Origin of the sequence: Bradyrhizobium sp. NC92 (assembly GCF_025200865.1) — a bacterium.
Classification (GTDB): domain Bacteria; phylum Pseudomonadota; class Alphaproteobacteria; order Rhizobiales; family Xanthobacteraceae; genus Bradyrhizobium.
On the sequence record NZ_CP104171.1, the window covers coordinates 8,245,368 to 8,262,432 of the forward strand.

A 17,065-nucleotide genomic window follows, 5' to 3' on the forward strand; every position below is an offset into this window, starting at 1 on the left:
GGCCGCGCAGCGATGCGCGCAATGCGCTTTTCTTCTCCGTCAAATTCAGAAACAATCGCCCTCACAAGAACGAGAGACGGCGGTCCCAAAGAGGCCGCCGCGAGGGAGGCGTTTCGATGTCGAGTTACGGGCTGAAGACGATTGCGTTTGCCGCGGCGCACGCCGTCATGGGCGTATTGCTGTCCACTGCGGTCAATGCGCAGGACTATCCGACGAAGCCGATCACGTTGATCGTGCCGTGGCCGGCCGGCGGATCGACCGATATTTCGATGCGCGCGATTGCCGACAGCGCCTCGAAGGTGCTGGGGCAGCCGATCGTGATCGACAACAAGGCGGGCGGCGGCGGCACGGTCGGACCGGCGACGATGGCGGCCGCGGCGAAGCCGGACGGCTATACCATCTCGCAGATCCCGATCACCGTGTTCCGCCTGCCCTTGATGCAGGAGGTGTCGTGGGATCCGGCAAAGGATTTCACCTATATCGTCCATCTCACCGGCTACACTTTCGGCGTGACCACCAGCGCGGAGTCGCAGTTCAAGAGCTGGAAGGACGTGGTGGAGTTCGCAAAGGCCAATCCGGGCAAGGTGACCTATGCCACGCCCGGCGCCGGCACCTCGCTGCATGTCGGCATGGAGCAGATCGCCGGGATGTCCGGCATCAAGCTGACGCAGGTTCCCTTTAAGGGCGGCGCGGAGACCAACGCCGCCGTGCTGGGGCAGCACACCATGCTGCAAGCGGACTCCACGGGATGGCGGCCGCTGGTCGACGCCGGCAAGCTGCGGCTCTTGATGGTGTGGACCGGCGCACGCTCGCCGAACTATCCCGACGTGCCGACGCTGAAGGAGCTCGGCTATCCCATGGTCTATGATTCCCCGTTCGGCATTGCGGGGCCGAAAGGGATGGATCCCAAGATCGTCGCCAAGCTGCACGATGCCTTCAAGAAGGCGGTCGAGGATCCCGCGGTGATCGCCACGCTCGCCAAATACGACATGGTGCCGAACTACAAGAACACCGAGGACTACAAGAAATTCGTCGTCGAGGTCACGGAGTCCGAACGCAAGGTGATCGAGACGCTCGGGCTTGCGAAGAAGTAGCTGGTCTCCCCACAATGCTGGCGTCATCCTGACGTGCGAGCCGCACTTGCGGCTCGCCTCGAAGGATGGATCGGGGCACCGTCGCCCTTCGAGGGCTACGCTGCGCTCCGCCACCTCAGCGACAACGGCTTCGCCGTTGCGCAGAGGACGATGATGATCTCAAGGCGCTTCACATGAACATCGACACCAACGTCAAGCTCCGCCTCAGCAACTCCGAACTCTGGGGCGGGCTGGTCGGGCTCGCGCTCGGCGGCTTCGTGATCTGGTCGGGCTTGAAGCTCAAGCTCGGCACCATCAACGATCCCGGCTCCGGCTATGTGCTGTTCTACACGGGCATCCTGATGTGCGTGTTCGCAGGCGCCATCATCGTCTCGGCGATCACCGAGGGCGGGCCGACGCTGGCCTCGCGCTGGGAGAACGCGCGCTGGAGCAAGCCGCTTGTCCTCATCGCCTGCCTCACCGCATTCGCCTTCGCACTGGAGCCGCTGGGATTCCTGCTGTCGTCGATCCCGCTGATGCTGCTGCTGTTGCGGCTGATCGATCCGGTGCGCTGGACGCTGGCGATCCCGATCGCCGTGCTGGTGCCATCAGGCATGTGGTGGGTGCTCAAGCGGCTGCTGTTGATCCAGTTGCCGTCCGGCCTGCTCGGAATCGGTTGACCCCATGGATACGCTCGTCAACGTGGCACATGGATTCGGCGTCGCGCTGCTGCCGATCAACCTGCTCTACTGCTTCATCGGCGTCTTCATCGGCACGCTGGTCGGCGTGCTGCCCGGCATCGGCCCGATCTCGGCGATGTCGCTGCTGTTGCCGGTGACGCTGTCGGGCACGCCGGAATCCGGCATCATCATGATGGCCGGCATCTATTACGGCTCGATGTATGGCGGCTCGACCACCTCGATCCTGGTCAACATCCCCGGCGAGGCGGCTTCCGTCGTCACCTGCATCGACGGCCACCAGATGGCGAAGCAGGGCCGCGCCGGCCCCGCGCTCGGCATCGCCGCGTTCGGCTCCTTCGTCGCCGGCACGTTTGCGCTGGTCGCTCTGATGCTGGTGGCGCCGAAGCTTGCCAGCCTCGCCATCGCGTTCGGCCCGGCCGAATATTTCAGCCTGATGGTGCTCGGCCTCGTCGTGCTCACCTTCCTCACCCAGGGCTCGATGCCGAAGGCGCTGCTGATGGCGTGCATCGGCGTCGTACTCGGGCTGATCGGGCTCGACAGCATCACCGCGCAGCCGCGGCTGACCTTCGGCCGCATGGAGCTGATCGACGGCATCGGCCTCGTGCCCGTGGTGATGGGCCTGTTCGGCGTCGCCGAGGTGCTGCTCAATACCGAGCAGGCGATCAAGCGCGACGTCATCAACACCAGGATCACCCATCTCCTGCCCAGCAAAGAGGACTGGAAGGCGAGCGCAGGCCCGGTCGGCCGCGGCACGATCCTCGGCTTCTTTCTCGGCATCCTGCCGGGCGGCGGCGCGGTGGTGGCGTCATTCGCGTCCTACGCGCTGGAGAAGCGGCTGTCGAAGAGGCCTGAAAGGTTCGGCCACGGCGCGATCGAGGGCGTCGCAGGGCCGGAATCGGCGAACAACGCCGCGGCGGGCGGCGCCTTCATTCCGCTGATGACGCTCGGCATTCCCCCGAACGTGGTGATGGCGCTGCTGCTCGGGGCCTTCGTCATTCACGGCCTGCAGCCGGGACCGCTGCTGATCACGCAAAACCCCGGCCTGTTCTGGGGTATCGTCGCCAGCATGTATATCGGCAACGTCATGCTGCTGAGCCTGAACCTGCCGATGATCGGCATGTGGGTGCAGCTGCTCAAGCTGCCCTACAACATCCTGTTCCCCTTGATCATCCTGTTCACGATCCTCGGCGTCTATTGCTCCAGCAACAACGTGTTCGACGTCTATGTGATGATCGCGTTCGGGATCATCGGCTATTTCATGCGCAAGCTCGGCTACGAGCCGGCGCCGCTGGTGCTGGCCTTCGTGCTGGGGCCGATGATGGAGAACAATTTGCGCAAGTCGCTGATCCTGTCGCAGGGCGATCTCTGGACCTTCGTGCAGCGGCCGATCTCGGGCGCGTGTCTCGCGCTTGCCCTGGTGCTGCTGATCGCGCCGCTGCTGCCGTCGCTGCGCAAGAAGCGCGAGCTGGTGGCGCTGGACGAGGGGGCGTGAAGAGATCTCGTAGGGTGGGCAAAGGCGCGCTTGCGCCGTGCCCACCATCTTCCAACGATTCAGCAGGATGGTGGGCACGCTTCGCTTTGCCCACCCTACAGCATCTCAGCTCGCCGCAGGCAGCGCGCTGTCCGACGGCAGGCCCCACGGGCGCTCCACTGCCGCCAGCCCGATCAGGCGGCCCTGGATGTAGTCGCAGCCCCAGTCGCGCAGCATGTTTGCGGCCTCTTCATCCTGCACCCATTCGGCGACGGTCTTGATGTCGAGACGGCGGGCGAGGTCGATCAGGGTCTGCACGAAGGCGCGGTCGTCGGCGGAACGGGTGATGTTCTGCACGAAGGCGCCGTCGATCTTGACGATATCCACGCCGAGCTTGCGCAGATTGCGGAACGAAGTGTATCCGGCGCCGAAATCGTCGATGGCGATGCGGCTGCCGAAATGCTTCAGGCGGCTGACGAAGGCGCGAACCTCGTCGATGTCCTGGATCGCGACCGTCTCGGTAATCTCGATGATCAGCCGCTCGGCGACACCGGGATGAGCCAGCATCAGCGATTCGATTCCCGCCCACCAATCCGGATCCATCGTCGTATCCGGCGAGATGTTGAGGCTGAGACAGATGTCGGGCGCCGCCGCGAGCTCGGCGACGACGAGCTCGAGCACCCGGTGATCGACCAGGCGGATCAGGCCGAGCCGTTCGGCGACCGGCACGATGTCGGGCGCGAGCAGCACCTGGCCGTCGCCCTGGTCCATCCGCACCAGGCATTCATGGAATGCGCGCTCGCGCGAGACGGCCGAGACGACGGGCTCATAGGCGAGCCTGATGCGGCGCTCGTTGAGCGCGGTGACGATCTCGTCGGTGACGCGAATGTTGACGCGGCGCTGCGCGTCGCGCGCGGCATCCGGACGCCAGGCTGCGAAGGAGCCGACGCGGCGGCGCTTGGCGGCATCCAGCGTCTCATGGGCGCGGTTGACGGCCTCGTCGGTGTTGCGCGCATAGCGCGGCAGGCTGACGGCGCCGATCGAGGCGGTGACCGAGACCGGACCGGACCTGGTCGGCACCACCTCGTCGCGGATACCGGCGAGGAAGCGCTCGGCAGCCACGTTCATGTCGTCGACGGTGCAGTTCTTCAGGATCAGGCCGAACTTGTTGCCGGAGAAGCGCCCGAGCACGTCGCCGCCGCGCAGGCGCGCGCGAATGCGCTTGGCGATGTCGAGGATCACGGCATCGGCAACGTCGAAGCCGAAGGCATCGTTGACGCGGGCGAGATGATCGATGCCGACCAGCATGAAGGCGGCGGTCGAGCGAAAGCGGGCCGTCTCCTCGATCGCCTCGGCCAGCGCCGCGATCAGATGCGAGCGGTTGAGCTCGCCGGTCAGCGGATCGAGCCGGGCCAGCCTGCTCAGTTCCTCGTCGCGGGCGTGGCGCTCATTGTTGATGCGGACGGAGCCGATCGCACGCGTGGGACGGCCGTCGGGGCCCGCGAACCAGCGGCCGGTCTCCTCGATCCAGATCACGGGATCGGAGGCGCTCATGCGCACGCCGTACTCGACCCGATAGGGCGTGCCGTCGGCGCCGTGCACCGGGGACGTCAGCGCCAGCGCGGCCGTGCGCAGCGTTTGCGCGGGCTCGATCAGCTTGGCGAACTCGGCGCCGGTCGCGAGCCGCTCGGCGGGAATGCCGGGGAAGACGGTGCTGACCTGCTCACCCCAGACGATGGCATCGCTGGCGATGTCCCAGGCGAACACGGCCTGGCCGAGCGCGGCGAGGATGTCGGAGGCTTGCGGCAATGCAGGGGTCAAAGTCGCCTCGATTCGGGACAGTGGAGAAGTCCTCTGTCGGCACAGAATAGAGCCAGATTCGCCCCCGACCCTAGGCAAAGTTGATAAACAATTTGGAAACCACGTTTCCGAAGGCGTGGGAACCAAACCGGTGCGGGCGGCATAGGCCTTGCGAGTACATGACTCGCACCGGCGCCAGCGTCCCGAAACGCGACAATTTCGCCGGATCAACGGTGATTGCGATGTTGAGTACTGATCGATTGGACGCGGCGGACAACGGCACAGGCACGGCCCTGGTGCCGCTGATGCCGACGTTGCGGTGGGTCCGCAAGGCGTCGCTGCCGCGCCCCGATCCCAGCTTCATCACACAATTGATCGCAAATGCCGAGCAGCTGCCGCAAACGAGCCGGCTCCGCCGCGCCTCCTCCGAGGATGCGCTGATGGCCTATGGCAGCAAGCAACCGCTGCAAAGCGTCAGTGCGCGCACACGGCAGGTGGCTTGAGACCGATCAGCGCGGCGGCGTGTCGGGCGAGCTCGGCGTGCCGTTACCCGGCTGAAGATGCGGCGAGGGAATCTCCGGCGAAGGCGGGCTCTGCGCCGGCTTTGGCGCCGGGTGATCCATCAGCACGGATTCAGCGACGGATTGCGCCGACGGGGCGGGCGGCGCCGCCGGTGCCGGCTGCGGCGCGATCACCGGCTCGAACGTGCGCTCGGACTCCCCATCTTCCGCCGCTTCGGCCCTGCGCTTGGCCTTGCGCGGCGCCGGCACCGTGGTCTCGGCGACATAGGTGACGCGGCGGCGCGTGCGCTGGGCAATGCCGCCGAGGAAATCGGCCATCGCCAGCAGCACCAGGAGGAAATAGGTGGAGTTGCCGAATTTGGGCCACATCACGAATTCGGCGGCGGCCGCGCCGAAGATGAGCAGCGACAGCAAATGGTCCATCAGGAATTTCGAGCCCGGCCGCGCGCCCTTGACCACCTCGAGCAGCAGCAGCACGACACCGAGCGCGAGGAGGAGATCGGCGAGCGTGACCGGCCAGGCCTCGCCCGTGATCATCGGCACCTTGAACAGCACGTCCGAGAAGGACACGCTGGGCATCAGGAAGGCGATGATGTTGTAGACCGCGAGCGGAATCAGGAGCAGCGGGAAACCGACCATCGGCGAGATGCCTTCTCGATCAAGATATCCGGACAGAACAATGCAGCGGCGAAGCATTGGCTCCGCCGCCGTCACCGTCTATCTCATGGGTTGGCCGAAATCGGGCGGGTCCGATCTCCCGCCCGAGAAAGATCCTGGCTTCAGGACTCTTTCTTCTTCAGGACCTGGCGGCCCTTGTACATGCCGGTCTTGAGGTCGAGATGGTGCGGACGACGGAGCTCGCCGGAGTCCTTGTCTTCCACATAGGTCGGCTTCTTGATAGCGTCCGCCGAGCGGCGCATGCCACGGCGCGACGGCGAGGTTTTTCTTCTCGGAACGGCCATTTCATTATCCTCTAGGGATTGGTGTCATCAGGGCATCGTCCGCGAAGGGACGGCTCAGCACCCGCAATACGAGGCGAGCTGAATGCCGATCAAGGCCGCGCTTATAGAGGAAGGCTGGCCGTAAAGCTAGGCTCTTGGGCCGGAAAATGCGCCCGGAACGGGCCAAAAATCAGCGATTTTCGCGCCAGCAGGTCGCAAGCGAGCTCGCCTGCCCCCGCGCCATATAGGTGGCTGCCAGCCGCCGGACGCCCGGGCCTGGGGTCCGGGCGCTGCGTTTTACCGGATTCGGCAGGATCGAGGCCAGAAGTGCCGCCTCGCGGGGCGAGAGGCTTTCGGCCGACTTGCCGAAGGCATAGGCGCTGGCCGCCTCGACCCCGAACTGCCCCTGCGGGCCGAGCTCGGCGATGTTGAGGTAGATTTCGAGAATCCGCTGCTTGGGCAGGACGAGGTCAATCCAAAGCGCCAGCGGGAATTCGAGCGCCTTGCGGACGAAATCGCGCCCCTGCCACAGGAACAGGTTCTTCGCGACCTGCTGGGTGATGGTGGAGGCGCCCCGGAAGGCGGTGCCGTCCTCCCTGGCGTCGTCGATCGCCTCGCGCAGCGCGCCCCAATCGATGCCGTGATGCTTGCAGAAATGGGCATCCTCGGCCGCCACCACCGCGCGCGGCAGAGGGGGCGACATATCGGCGAGATCGATCCACTCCCGCTGCATCGGCGCGCCCCGCAAGCTGCGCCAGGCCATCAGCGTCGAAACAGGGTGGCCGGTGCGGTAGAACGGCGCGATCGCATAAGGCGCGAGGACTACGACCGCGAGCACCACCAGCAGGATTTTGACGATGCGCAAATCGACCTTTCCGGTGCAAACTGAAGAGCGGCCACGGGCTGGAGCATTAAGTCTGTGATAATTCGGGCCTTTTCCAGCACTTTTTAGGCCTTCCAAACGATTGACTGGGGCGGGCGCATAAAGGATTGTCCCGCCGAATTTTAGTTCTGGAGCCCCTCTTGATGACCGGCACGTCCCCGTCCGATTTCGCCAAACGTCTGGACAAGACCGCTGATGACACCGAAGCCCTGCTCGGGCGCCTGCTGTCGGATGACATCCTGCACGACGAAATCGCCCGGCCCAAGCGACTGATGGACGCAATGCGCTATTCGAGCCTGAACGGCGGCAAGCGCCTGCGCCCGTTCCTGGTGGTGGAGAGCGCCGCCGTGTTCGGCGTGCCGCGCGAGGCGGCCCTGCTCGTGGGCGCCGCGCTGGAATGCATCCACTGCTATTCGCTGATCCATGACGACCTGCCGGCAATGGACAATTCGGACCTGCGCCGCGGCCGCCCCACCCTGCACAAGCAGACCGACGACGCCACTGCGATCCTCGCCGGCGACGGCCTTCTGACCCTCGCGTTCGACATCATCACACGCGACGAGGTCCATCGCGACGCCAATGTGAGGCTGCTCTTGACGCGTGCGCTGGCGCGCTGCGCCGGCATCGGCGGCATGGTCGGCGGCCAGATCCTCGATCTCGCCGGCGAAGGCCGGTTTGGCGGCAACGAGCCGATCGACGTCGCCCGTATCCAGCAGATGAAGACCGGCGCACTGCTGCGCTACGGCTGCGTAGCCGGCGCAATTCTCGGCCAGGCCTCGAAGGCGGAATATCAGGCGCTCGACGATTACGGGCGCGCGCTCGGCGAAGCCTTCCAGATCGCCGACGATCTGCTCGACGTCGAGGGCGATGCGGCCGCGCTCGGCAAGCCGGCCGGCGCCGATGCCGCGCTCGGCAAGACCACCTTCGTGACCCAGCTCGGGATCGAAGGCGCCAAGCAGCGCGTGCGTGACCTGCTCGCGCGCGCCGATAGTGCCGTCTCGATCTTCGGCGACCGCGCCGCCGTGCTGCAGGCCGCCGCGCGCTTCGTGGCCGAGCGGAAGAACTGACGCATACCGATGGCGGTCGAGGGCAAAGAAGATCCCGTCCTCGTCCGCTTCCGCCAGATGTCGCGGCCGATGCGGCTGATCTATGCGCGGCCACGGACCTTCATTGCGCTCGCGATCGGCATCCTGGTCTGCCTGCTGCTGCCGGGGACTTATCGGCTGGTGACGCGGCTCGTGCTCGGCTGGGACGCGCTGATCGCCGTCTATCTCGTGCTGGTCTACACGATGATGCTGTGCAACGACCATCAGCACATTCGCCGCGCCGCCGCGATGCAGGACGACGGCCGCTTCGTGATCCTGCTGGTGACGGCGACCGGCGCGTTCGCCAGCATCGCGGCGATCGTAGCCGAACTCGGCACGCCGCATCGCGGCGCGCTGGAGCTGAGCATCGCAGTCACCACGATCACGCTGTCATGGGCTGCCGTGCACACGACCTTCGCGCTGCATTACGCGCATGACTATTATCGACACGGGACCGCAGGCGGCCTGCAATTCCCGAGCGGCGAGAAGGAAGACCACGCCGATTATTGGGATTTCGTCTACTTCTCGTTCGTGATCGGCATGACCGCGCAGGTCTCCGACGTCGGCATCACCGACAAGACCATCCGCCGCACGGCCACCGCACACGGCATCGTCTCGTTCATCTACAACACGGCCTTGCTTGCACTGACGGTCAACATCGCAGCGAGCGCGATCGCGACATGATCCCGGCTTCGCCGGGACGATGTCGCGGAAACAACGCCTTCAGTTGCAGACCTCGTAATTCGCATCATTGTGAGGGCCGCCGCCGCCACGAAAGGCGAGGTGGCAGCCGGGCCTGACCGGCCGGCAGAGCAGATCGTTGCAAAAAATCTGACCGCTGCCGCCCGAGCCACGACCCGTGCGAGCCGCCGCAGCAGCGCCGTAGCCGCCCGCTGCAGCACCGGCCTGCGGCCGCTGCCGTGCAGGACGGTCCTCGCCTTCGTCGCGCCGCGAGGTCGCGGGCTTTGACGCGGGCTTGGCGGCGCGCTTCTTCTCGCATTCATTGTCGTCATTCAGCACATAGCCGTCGCCGCAAACGATCCTGGTGCACTTGTCGCCTTCGGCCTTGAAACCGTGCTCGCAGACCAGCGGGCAGACCCGCGACGGCTTGGCCTTGACTGCATCGAGCGCGTCGGTGCTCGCCACCTTCACGTCGAGCTTGGTGCCGGCATAGCGGTTGAACTGCGACAGCGAGCGCTGCGAGGACGTATTCCAATTGCCGTCGGCCTGCCCGGAGAAGCAGCCGACGCGGCCGAGCTCGGTCTGCACCGAGCGGTTGAGGTCGGCCGGCGCGGTCGCCGGGGTCAGCGCGGCAACGTTGGTGCCGGCGGCGCTCGCGGCCGGCGCAGCGCTCGGCGCCGTCGCCGCGAGATTGACGCGCTGCTGCTCGGCGGCGGCCGCCTGCTGCTGCGCCTGTTCCTTGGCCTTCTGTGCAGCAAGCTGCGCCTGCTCGGCGGCCTTGGCATCGGCCGCGGCCTTGGCTTGCGCATCCTTCTGCGCGCCGAGCGCAGCAAGCCGGTCGCGCTCGGCCTCGGCCTGCTTCGCCTTCTCGATCGCCGCCGCATGCGCCCGCTCGGCGCCGATCTTCTCGAGCTGGAGCTTGGCGAGACTCGCATAGAAACCGTCGGGATGCTGGGCGAGGAAGGCTTCCCACGCCGGCCGGTTGCCGACCTGGAGCGCAAGCTCGTAGTCTCGGCGGATGTCGGCCTGGGGATTGACCACGGGCGCCGCCGGCGCCAGCTTGACCGGCACCAGCGGAACATCCTCGCCGCCGAGCGAACCGTAGACGAACGGCTCCTGCTTGTTGCCGGTCGACTTCAGCACGTCGTCGCGCACGAAGCCGAAGGCGCGGCGCACATCGAGGCCCGGCGTCGTCAGATGCTTCGACAGCGCGATGGTGAACGGGCTGTTCGCACCGTCGCCGTCCTGCGCGGTGAAACCGGCCTTGGCCGAATAGGCGATCAGCGTGTTGGGGCTGGTCGGCTCGACCTGGGCGAGGCCGCGGCCGATGCCGCGCGAGGCAACCGTGCGCTTCATCCTCTTGCTGAACGGATTGTCGCGGCAGGCATCGAGGATCACCAGACGCAACTGCTTGGCAGGCTCGACCGCGACCAGGACACGGTCGAGCGAGAGCGCCTCGTCATAGACGTCGGTGTCGCGCTCGAGCTTGGCATCCACCGGAATCAGATAGTTCGAGCCGTCGACCTCGATGCCGTGGCCGGCGTAGTAGACCACGGCGATATCGGCATCGCGGGTCGCGTCGGCGAAGTCGCGCAGCACGCGCCGCGTGTCCAGCGCCGACAGATCGTGCCGGGAATCGACGACGTCGAAGCCGGCCTCCTTCAGCGTCTTGGCCATCACCGACCCGTCATTGACGGGATTGGAGAGCGAGGCCGCGTGTTGATAGGCCGAATTGGCGAGCACCAGCGCCACGCGCTTTCCGGCAAAAGCAGGCCCGGCGCCGAACATCAGGCCGAGGGCGACGAGAAGCGGACAAAGTCTGAGCAAGCTGCGCATGACACGACTTCCGATAGTTCCGGGCCATCAGGCCCTTTGGGACCGCTTTAGCAACATCCACCGCCGGCGCTTGTGATGGAGGTCACGAACGGGACCCCGACGACAGGCCCGACGCCCTCTTTTGTTTGTCGCGCCAGCGCTGTCGCGGTTCGCCGACGAACGGCGGTGCGGGCCGGGTTCCGTCAGACAACCCCGATGTGCTCCCGATATTGCGGCAGATCGTCCGTAATTTCATGCCAGGGCGCCTTCGAGCCGACGAAAATATGGGCGCTCGGCCGGATCGAGGGGGCATCGACCAGGGTTCCCATGGCGACATGGACCCACTGTCCCTCTCGGACCCGGGAATAGAGCAGCGAGCCGCAGCGGCCACAATGCGCGTCGTGGGTGGTGTCGTCGCCGACAATCAGCCGCAGGTCGCCACCCCTGACAATGCGAAGCCTGTCCTGCCGGATGCCGGCGAACGGCTTGAAGGCGGCACCGGTGGTGCGTCGGCAGTTCGAGCAGTGGCAGTTCATCGCATAGGAAAATGCATCGGCCACCTCGAAGCGCACAGCGCGGCAATAGCATTCGCCGACAAGGATGCGAGCGTTCGAATTTTCTGATTCTGTCATCGTGACGCCTTCGCGCAAATCGCTGACACACCCATAGCGCATTTTGACATGTATGACTAAGTTGGCCCGAAGCCATCATGCAAAGGAACGATCCATGAGCCAGGACCGGTCGAGCGTCGAAGCCGTCGTGCAATCCTATTTTGACGGACTTTACGAGGGCAACGCCGACAAGCTCGGCGCCATCTTCCATCCCTCCGCCGATCTGCGCTGGGTCGAGAAGGGCGAGCTCCAGGTTCTGACCGTGCCGGACTGGCTCGACCGCGTGCGCAAGCGCGCCTCGGCGAAGGCCGAAGGCAAGCCGCGCGAGGACTTCATCGTCACCATCGACCGTTCGGACGACAAGACCGCCTTCATCAAGGTGCGCTGCCAGCTGCCGCCGCGCTACTTCACCGATTATCTGGTGGCGATGAAGCTCGCCGACGGCTGGCAGATCGTGTCGAAGTCGTACAGGTATGACCTGCGGGAGTGAGGGGCAAAGCCTTCCGCTGCCCGAAATCGGACGCACTCGCTATCCAATTCTCCGTCATTGCGAGCGCAACGAAGCAATCCAGAGTCCATCCGCGGAGACAGTCTGGATTGCTTCGCTGCGCTCGCAATGACGACGGGATGCAGCGCCCGCTGCATCTCCCATCCCCGCTCGCCTGGAATATCCTCATGCTGCTCGATCGCCGTTCCCTGCTCGCCTCGCTCTGCTGGATGGCCGCCTCTCCCGTGCTGGCCGCGGAGGCAGTGCCGGAATTCGAAGCCTATGAACGCGAGAGCGGCGGGCGGATCGGCGTCTATGCCGAAAATCTCGCGACCGGCGCAAAGCTCGCCTGGCGCGCCGACGAACGGTTCGTAATGTGCTCGACGTTCAAGGCGTCGCTCGCAGCTAACGTTCTGGCGCGGGTCGATCGCGGCGAGGAGCAGCTCGCAGCCATGATCCCTTATGGCCAGGCGGATCTGCTGGAATACGCACCGGTGGCGCGGGAAAATCTCGCGGCCGGCAAGATGTCGGTCGGTGAGATGTGCAAGGCCATCGTCGAGCTCAGCGACAACACCTGCGCCAATCTGCTGCTGGCGCGGATCGGCGGCCCCGCCGCGCTGACCGCATTCTGGCGGTCGCTCGGCGATGCCACCTCGCGGCTCGACCACAACGAGCCCGAGCTCAACCGCTCGCAGCCCGGCGATCCCCGGGACACCACGACGCCGGCGGCGATGGCGGGAAATTTGCGGCGGCTGGTCACGGGCGAGGCGCTGTCGCCGGCCTCGCGTGCCCTGCTCATCGAATGGATGGTGAACTGCAAGACCGGTGCAAACCGGCTGCGTGGCGGACTCCCCGCAGGCTGGAAGATCGGCGACAAGACCGGCAACAACGGCAAGGATGCCTCGGGCGATATCGCGGTCGCCTGGCCGAAGCAGGACACGCCAATCCTGATCGCGGCCTATACCCAGGGCGGTGCGCCGAGCGCGGCGCAGATCGCGACGGCGTTCGCGCGGATCGGACGGATGGTGACCGAGCGGCTGGCGTGAGCCGCGCATTGACGTAGCCGTCGCTTCCGGGTCAAGACAGACCCATCATGGAAGCGAAGTTTCAAATCTTTCTCATCCTGCTGGCCGTGCTGGCAGGCGTGGCACTGGCCGCACGACGCTTCAACGTCGCCCCTGCCATCCTCCTGATGCTGGCAGGCGTGGGTCTCGCTTTCGTGCCGGGCATGCCGTCGGTGGAGCTGCCGCCGGAGCTGGTGCTGCTGGTGGTGCTGCCACCACTGATCTACTCGGCAAGCGTCGCGATGAGCTGGCGCGAATTCAAGAAGAACCTGCGTCCGATCGTGCTGCTCGCGGTCGGCGCGGTGATCTTCACCACGGCGATGGTGGCGGCCGCCACGCACTACATGATCGGCCTGCCCTGGACCGTCGGCTTCCTGCTCGGGGCCATCGTCGCGCCGCCCGACGTGGTGGCGCCGCTCGCGATCGCGCGCCGGCTGAACATGCCGCGCCGTATCCTGGTCGTGCTCGAAGGCGAAGGTCTCGCCAACGACGCCACCGCGCTGATCCTCTACCGCTTCGCGCTTGCGGCCATCATGGTCGGACATTTCTCGCTGCCGCTCGCGGCCGGCGAGTTCCTCCTCATCGTCGCCGGCGAGATCGCCTTCGGCATCGGCGTCGGCTGGCTGTCCTTGCGCTTCCGCAAATGGTCCGGGGATCCGCAGGTCGAGCTGACGCTGTCGCTGATTACGCCCTATGTCTCGTACTGGCTGCCCGAGCACGTCGGCGGCTCCGGCGTGATCGCAACCGTCGCCTGCGGGCTCTATGTCAGCTGGAACGGCCCGTTGCTGATCTCCTCGGCGACGCGCCTGCAAGGCATCTTCTTCTGGGATCTCGTGATCTACCTGATCGAGGGCATGCTGTTCCTGCTCACCGGCTTCCAGATGCGCGCCCTCTACGAGAAATCGAAGACTTTTCCGCTCGACGACATTCTCATCGCAACCGCCGTGGTCCTTGTGATCGTCGTGATCGCGCGTTTTGCCTGGCTCTATCCCGCGACCTATCTGCCGCGGATGCTGTCCAGGTCGCTCCGCGAGCGCGATCCGTCGCCGCCATGGCAATGGCCGTTCGTGCTCGCTTTCACCGGCGTACGCGGCGCAGTGTCGCTGGCCGCCGCGCTGGCGCTGCCGTTCGCGCTGCCGGATGGCGAAGCGTTTCCGTATCGCGACCTGATCCTGTTCGTCGCCTTCGGTGTCATCTTCGTGACGCTGATCGGCGTCGGCCTGACGCTGCCGCCGATCGTGCGTTGGCTCGGCGTCGCCGAGGCCGGTCGTCACGAGCATGCCGCCGAGCACGAAGCCGAGATCGCCGCGCGCCGTCAGGCGCTGGAGTCCGCGCTGAAATCACTCGACGCGCTCACCGCGGAAAAGGACATTTCCGACGAGGTGATGCGGCTGCTGCGCGCCCGTCACGACATCCGCGTCAACCAGCTCCCGGATTCGCTCGATCCCAACCACCACGACATCTCCGCCGCCGGCACCGCTCTGACCCGCGACCTGATCGCCGCCGAGCGCAAATTCATCCACAATCTGCTGCGCGACGGCCAGATCACCGACGAGACGCGGCGGCGGATCGAGCGCGATCTGGACCTGGAGGAGGCGAGCCTAGCGAACAGGGAATATCGGGGCGGGCCGCTGTAGCCTTTGTCATTGCGAGCGCAGCGAAGCAATCCAGACTGCCTCCGCGGAAAAAGAGTCTGTATTGCTTCGCGGAGCCTGTCATCGGGCCGCGCTCCGCGCGGACCCGGTGGCTCGCAATGACGGGGCGTTGAAGCACCTGAGCCAACTACCGTCTCTCGCAAAACTCCCTCATCGCAGCGGCAACGGCGCCCGCGACGGCCTCCTGCCGCTCCGGCGAGTTCATCTCCATTTCCTCGTCGCGATTGATGATCGAGCCGGCCTCGAGCAGCACGGCGGCGCTGTGCGTGCGCGACAGCACGACGAGCCCGTCATAGCGGTAGACGCCGACATCCTTGTCGAGCAGCTGGCGCCGGTACCGGCCCATCACCGGCAGGGTGTACTGGCTGGCATAGTGCAGGCCCTGCTCCTTCAATTGCCGGCCGATCATCCGGGCCAGCATCAGGCTGGTGGCAAAGTGCGGATTCTGCTGCGACACGAACAGCGAGTGGCCGGAAAACCGATCGCTGAAATAGCTCCTTGCGCCGTCGAATTCCCAGGTCTCGAGCAGCCTGTCCGGCACCGAATCATGATGGACCGACAGGAACAGATCGGCGCGGCCTTCGTTCGCGGCACCGACGCGCTTGAACAAGCTCGGCCGTGCCTTGCCATCCGTGACGAGCAGGCGGGTTGCGGCAAAGCCCTCGGATTTGAGCTTGGCCGTGATCAGCCGTGCGAGGCGGAAGTTGAAGCCGAACTCCGGATCATTGCGGGCACTCAACGCGCCGTAGGAGTCCGGCGTGTGGCCGACGTCCACGACGATCCGGAATTTGGGCGTCTCGCATTTGGCCGGCGGCGACGGCTTCGGCCTGGGTCTTGCAATCTTTCGCGCGGCCGCGGCGTCGCCGGCATCGACAAGGGCGAGCGACGACAGCAGGATCGACGCGACCAGCCCGGCGATGATGCTCCGCAATTGCCCCAAGCGCTGCTCCGCTGCCGTGATCCGCGGGCGATCAACGAGCCCACGATTGTTTTCGGGAAGATTGGCGCGGGAGTGGAAAGACGTCAACGCAAGAACGGCTTCGTAGGGTGGGCAAAGGCGCGCTCTTCGGGCGCCGTGCCCACCATCGTGTTGCGTGCGGCCGAGATGGTGGGCACGCTTCCGCCTTCGCTCTTCGAACTACGGCGGACAGGTCGCTTTGCCCACCCTACGGCACCGTTCCTACACCGGCCGCTCCCCCTTCACCGTCACGCGCGTGCCGGAGCGTGTGTGCGGCCAGTAGTCCCACATCGCGCGGTGCTGGGTGCAGCGGTTGTCCCAGAAGGCGATGGCGTTCTCGGTCCAGCGGAAGCGGCACTGGAACAGCGGGTTTTCGGCGTGCTGGTAGAGATAGGCCAGCATCGCGTCGCTCTCGTCGCGCGGGATGCCGTTGATGTGGCGGGTGAAGCCGCGGTTGACGTAAAGCGCTTTCCTGCCGGTGACCGGATGCGTGCGCACGACGGGATGCTCGGCGTGCGGATAGGAGGGACGGTCGGCGACGCCATAATTGGCATAGAGCCCGCGATAGATCGGCTCGCCATCGTGCAGCGCCGTCAAGCCGTCGAGATAGGTCTTCATGCGCTCCGACAGCGCCTCATAGGCCGCGTACATGTTGGCGAACAGCGTGTCGCCGCCGCGCGGCGGGCATTGCTTGATGTAGAGGATCGAGCCCATCGGCGGCTCGAGATCGCAGGAGACGTCGGAGTGCCAGCCCTCGCCGTTCGCCCGCGGCGAGTTCTTGTCCGCATAGATCTTCATCAAGGCGGGGTCTTCGTCCTCGTGCGGAGCTGCGGGATGAAAATGCAGCTCGCCGAACTTGCGGCCGAACGCGAGATGCTGCTGCGGCGTGATGTGCTGGTCGCGGAAGAAGATGACGAGGTTTTCGGCGAGCGCGCGGTGGATCTCGTCCATCTGTTGATTGGAACGGGCATCGTCCGAGACGAGCTTGCCGATATCGACGCCCGAGATTTCCGCGCCGATGATGGGTGTGAGCTTTTCGACGGCGATGGTCTCGTAGGGCGCGCCGTCTTCGGCCATGTGGCGATAGCGCGGGCCCTGCTTGCCGGCGAGTGAGCTCATGGCGTGTCTCCCGATCATTGTTGATTGAAGACATCGTAACGCGCGGTGACAGATTCGCAATCTGCACCGCAAATGCAGCCGTCGTCCCGGGGGGCGCGGAGCGCGAGCCCGGGACCCATAACCACAGGATTTGGTTTGGCGAAAATTCGTACCAACTAGCTCGCGCCATAACCACTCCCTGTGGTTATGGGTCCCCGCCC

At 65.6% G+C, this 17,065-nt stretch carries 17 protein-coding genes; 9 read left to right on the top strand and 8 right to left on the bottom strand.

The features are described from left to right. Positions 1–116: 116 nt before the first annotated feature. The 3 genes from N2602_RS38285 (at position 117) to N2602_RS38295 (ending at position 3,266) form a co-directional block, all read left to right on the top strand. Positions 117–1,094 carry a tripartite tricarboxylate transporter substrate binding protein gene (locus N2602_RS38285; protein WP_260381314.1) on the top strand — a complete coding sequence of 326 codons (978 nt, stop codon included), beginning with the start codon at positions 117–119 and terminating at the stop codon, positions 1,092–1,094. Between the two features lie 173 nt (positions 1,095–1,267). Next, entirely contained in the window at positions 1,268–1,753 is a 486-nt protein-coding gene (locus tag N2602_RS38290; protein ID WP_260381315.1) for a tripartite tricarboxylate transporter TctB family protein, read from the top strand. A 4-nt stretch (positions 1,754–1,757) separates the two neighbouring features. Next, positions 1,758–3,266: a tripartite tricarboxylate transporter permease gene (locus N2602_RS38295; RefSeq protein WP_260381316.1), complete on the top strand. Its 1,509-nt coding sequence runs from the start codon at positions 1,758–1,760 to the stop codon at positions 3,264–3,266. A gap of 105 nt (positions 3,267–3,371) precedes the next feature. On the opposite strand, the gene N2602_RS38300 is transcribed toward N2602_RS38295, so the two are convergent. Then, positions 3,372–5,066 carry a bifunctional diguanylate cyclase/phosphodiesterase gene (locus N2602_RS38300; protein ID WP_172788889.1) on the bottom strand — a complete coding sequence of 565 codons (1,695 nt, stop codon included), beginning with the start codon at positions 5,064–5,066 and terminating at the stop codon, positions 3,372–3,374. A 221-nt stretch (positions 5,067–5,287) separates the two neighbouring features. On the opposite strand from N2602_RS38300, the gene N2602_RS38305 reads away from it, so the two are divergent. After that, positions 5,288–5,548 (top strand): hypothetical protein, encoded by a 261-nt coding sequence (locus N2602_RS38305; RefSeq protein WP_172788890.1) that lies wholly within the window; start codon positions 5,288–5,290, stop codon positions 5,546–5,548. A 6-nt stretch (positions 5,549–5,554) separates the two neighbouring features. Here N2602_RS38305 and N2602_RS38310 read toward each other — a convergent pair whose 3' ends face one another. The 3 genes from N2602_RS38310 to mtgA all read right to left on the bottom strand — a co-directional run bounded on the left by N2602_RS38310 (position 5,555) and on the right by mtgA (position 7,372). Then, positions 5,555–6,205 (bottom strand): hypothetical protein, encoded by a 651-nt coding sequence (locus tag N2602_RS38310; RefSeq protein WP_260381317.1) that lies wholly within the window; start codon positions 6,203–6,205, stop codon positions 5,555–5,557. A 140-nt stretch (positions 6,206–6,345) separates the two neighbouring features. Next, positions 6,346–6,528 (bottom strand): 50S ribosomal protein L32, encoded by a 183-nt coding sequence (gene rpmF / locus N2602_RS38315; RefSeq protein ID WP_007598106.1) that lies wholly within the window; start codon positions 6,526–6,528, stop codon positions 6,346–6,348. A gap of 169 nt (positions 6,529–6,697) precedes the next feature. Beyond that, positions 6,698–7,372 carry a monofunctional biosynthetic peptidoglycan transglycosylase gene (gene mtgA, locus N2602_RS38320; RefSeq protein WP_260381318.1) on the bottom strand — a complete coding sequence of 225 codons (675 nt, stop codon included), beginning with the start codon at positions 7,370–7,372 and terminating at the stop codon, positions 6,698–6,700. Positions 7,373–7,533: 161 nt separating this feature from the next. Between mtgA and N2602_RS38325 the strand changes: the two genes are divergently transcribed. Further along, entirely contained in the window at positions 7,534–8,457 is a 924-nt protein-coding gene (locus N2602_RS38325; RefSeq protein WP_260381319.1) for a polyprenyl synthetase family protein, read from the top strand. A 9-nt stretch (positions 8,458–8,466) separates the two neighbouring features. Next, the gene (locus tag N2602_RS38330) at positions 8,467–9,159 is read left to right on the top strand and encodes a DUF1345 domain-containing protein (RefSeq protein WP_172788894.1); all 693 of its coding nucleotides are present in this window, start codon (positions 8,467–8,469) and stop codon (positions 9,157–9,159) included. Between the two features lie 39 nt (positions 9,160–9,198). Here the strand turns inward: N2602_RS38330 and N2602_RS38335 are convergent, their stop codons facing one another. Both N2602_RS38335 and N2602_RS38340 read right to left on the bottom strand, forming a co-directional pair. Next, positions 9,199–10,992 carry a caspase family protein gene (locus N2602_RS38335; RefSeq protein ID WP_260381320.1) on the bottom strand — a complete coding sequence of 598 codons (1,794 nt, stop codon included), beginning with the start codon at positions 10,990–10,992 and terminating at the stop codon, positions 9,199–9,201. A 182-nt stretch (positions 10,993–11,174) separates the two neighbouring features. Beyond that, the gene (locus tag N2602_RS38340; RefSeq protein ID WP_172788917.1) at positions 11,175–11,603 is read right to left on the bottom strand and encodes a GFA family protein; all 429 of its coding nucleotides are present in this window, start codon (positions 11,601–11,603) and stop codon (positions 11,175–11,177) included. Positions 11,604–11,697: 94 nt separating this feature from the next. On the opposite strand from N2602_RS38340, the gene N2602_RS38345 reads away from it, so the two are divergent. The 3 genes from N2602_RS38345 (at position 11,698) to N2602_RS38355 (ending at position 14,770) form a co-directional block, all read left to right on the top strand. Further along, positions 11,698–12,072, top strand: coding sequence for a nuclear transport factor 2 family protein (locus N2602_RS38345; RefSeq protein WP_036038516.1), 375 nt, complete (start codon positions 11,698–11,700; stop codon positions 12,070–12,072). Between the two features lie 185 nt (positions 12,073–12,257). Then, positions 12,258–13,115 carry a class A beta-lactamase gene (gene bla / locus N2602_RS38350; RefSeq protein WP_260383810.1) on the top strand — a complete coding sequence of 286 codons (858 nt, stop codon included), beginning with the start codon at positions 12,258–12,260 and terminating at the stop codon, positions 13,113–13,115. A gap of 47 nt (positions 13,116–13,162) precedes the next feature. Then, positions 13,163–14,770 (top strand): Na+/H+ antiporter, encoded by a 1,608-nt coding sequence (locus tag N2602_RS38355; RefSeq protein WP_172788897.1) that lies wholly within the window; start codon positions 13,163–13,165, stop codon positions 14,768–14,770. A gap of 145 nt (positions 14,771–14,915) precedes the next feature. Here the strand turns inward: N2602_RS38355 and N2602_RS38360 are convergent, their stop codons facing one another. Next, on the bottom strand, positions 14,916–15,728 hold the full coding sequence (locus N2602_RS38360) for an N-acetylmuramoyl-L-alanine amidase (protein WP_260381321.1): 813 nt from the start codon (positions 15,726–15,728) through the stop codon (positions 14,916–14,918). Positions 15,729–15,968: 240 nt separating this feature from the next. Continuing rightward, positions 15,969–16,865, bottom strand: coding sequence for a TauD/TfdA family dioxygenase (locus N2602_RS38365; protein WP_260381322.1), 897 nt, complete (start codon positions 16,863–16,865; stop codon positions 15,969–15,971). Positions 16,866–17,065: the final 200 nt, after the last annotated feature.

Coding starts and splice junctions, on each gene's coding strand:
- rpmF (WP_007598106.1), bottom strand. CDS start 6,528: ATGGCCGTTCCGAGAAGAAAAACCTCGCCGTCGCGCCGTGGCATGCGC.
- N2602_RS38355 (WP_172788897.1), top strand. CDS start 13,163: ATGGAAGCGAAGTTTCAAATCTTTCTCATCCTGCTGGCCGTGCTGGCA.
- N2602_RS38285 (WP_260381314.1), top strand. CDS start 117: ATGTCGAGTTACGGGCTGAAGACGATTGCGTTTGCCGCGGCGCACGCC.
- N2602_RS38290 (WP_260381315.1), top strand. CDS start 1,268: ATGAACATCGACACCAACGTCAAGCTCCGCCTCAGCAACTCCGAACTC.
- N2602_RS38305 (WP_172788890.1), top strand. CDS start 5,288: ATGTTGAGTACTGATCGATTGGACGCGGCGGACAACGGCACAGGCACG.
- N2602_RS38325 (WP_260381319.1), top strand. CDS start 7,534: ATGACCGGCACGTCCCCGTCCGATTTCGCCAAACGTCTGGACAAGACC.
- N2602_RS38365 (WP_260381322.1), bottom strand. CDS start 16,865: ATGAGCTCACTCGCCGGCAAGCAGGGCCCGCGCTATCGCCACATGGCC.
- N2602_RS38335 (WP_260381320.1), bottom strand. CDS start 10,992: ATGCGCAGCTTGCTCAGACTTTGTCCGCTTCTCGTCGCCCTCGGCCTG.
- bla (WP_260383810.1), top strand. CDS start 12,258: ATGCTGCTCGATCGCCGTTCCCTGCTCGCCTCGCTCTGCTGGATGGCC.
- N2602_RS38345 (WP_036038516.1), top strand. CDS start 11,698: ATGAGCCAGGACCGGTCGAGCGTCGAAGCCGTCGTGCAATCCTATTTT.
- N2602_RS38310 (WP_260381317.1), bottom strand. CDS start 6,205: ATGGTCGGTTTCCCGCTGCTCCTGATTCCGCTCGCGGTCTACAACATC.
- N2602_RS38340 (WP_172788917.1), bottom strand. CDS start 11,603: ATGACAGAATCAGAAAATTCGAACGCTCGCATCCTTGTCGGCGAATGC.
- N2602_RS38330 (WP_172788894.1), top strand. CDS start 8,467: ATGGCGGTCGAGGGCAAAGAAGATCCCGTCCTCGTCCGCTTCCGCCAG.
- N2602_RS38295 (WP_260381316.1), top strand. CDS start 1,758: ATGGATACGCTCGTCAACGTGGCACATGGATTCGGCGTCGCGCTGCTG.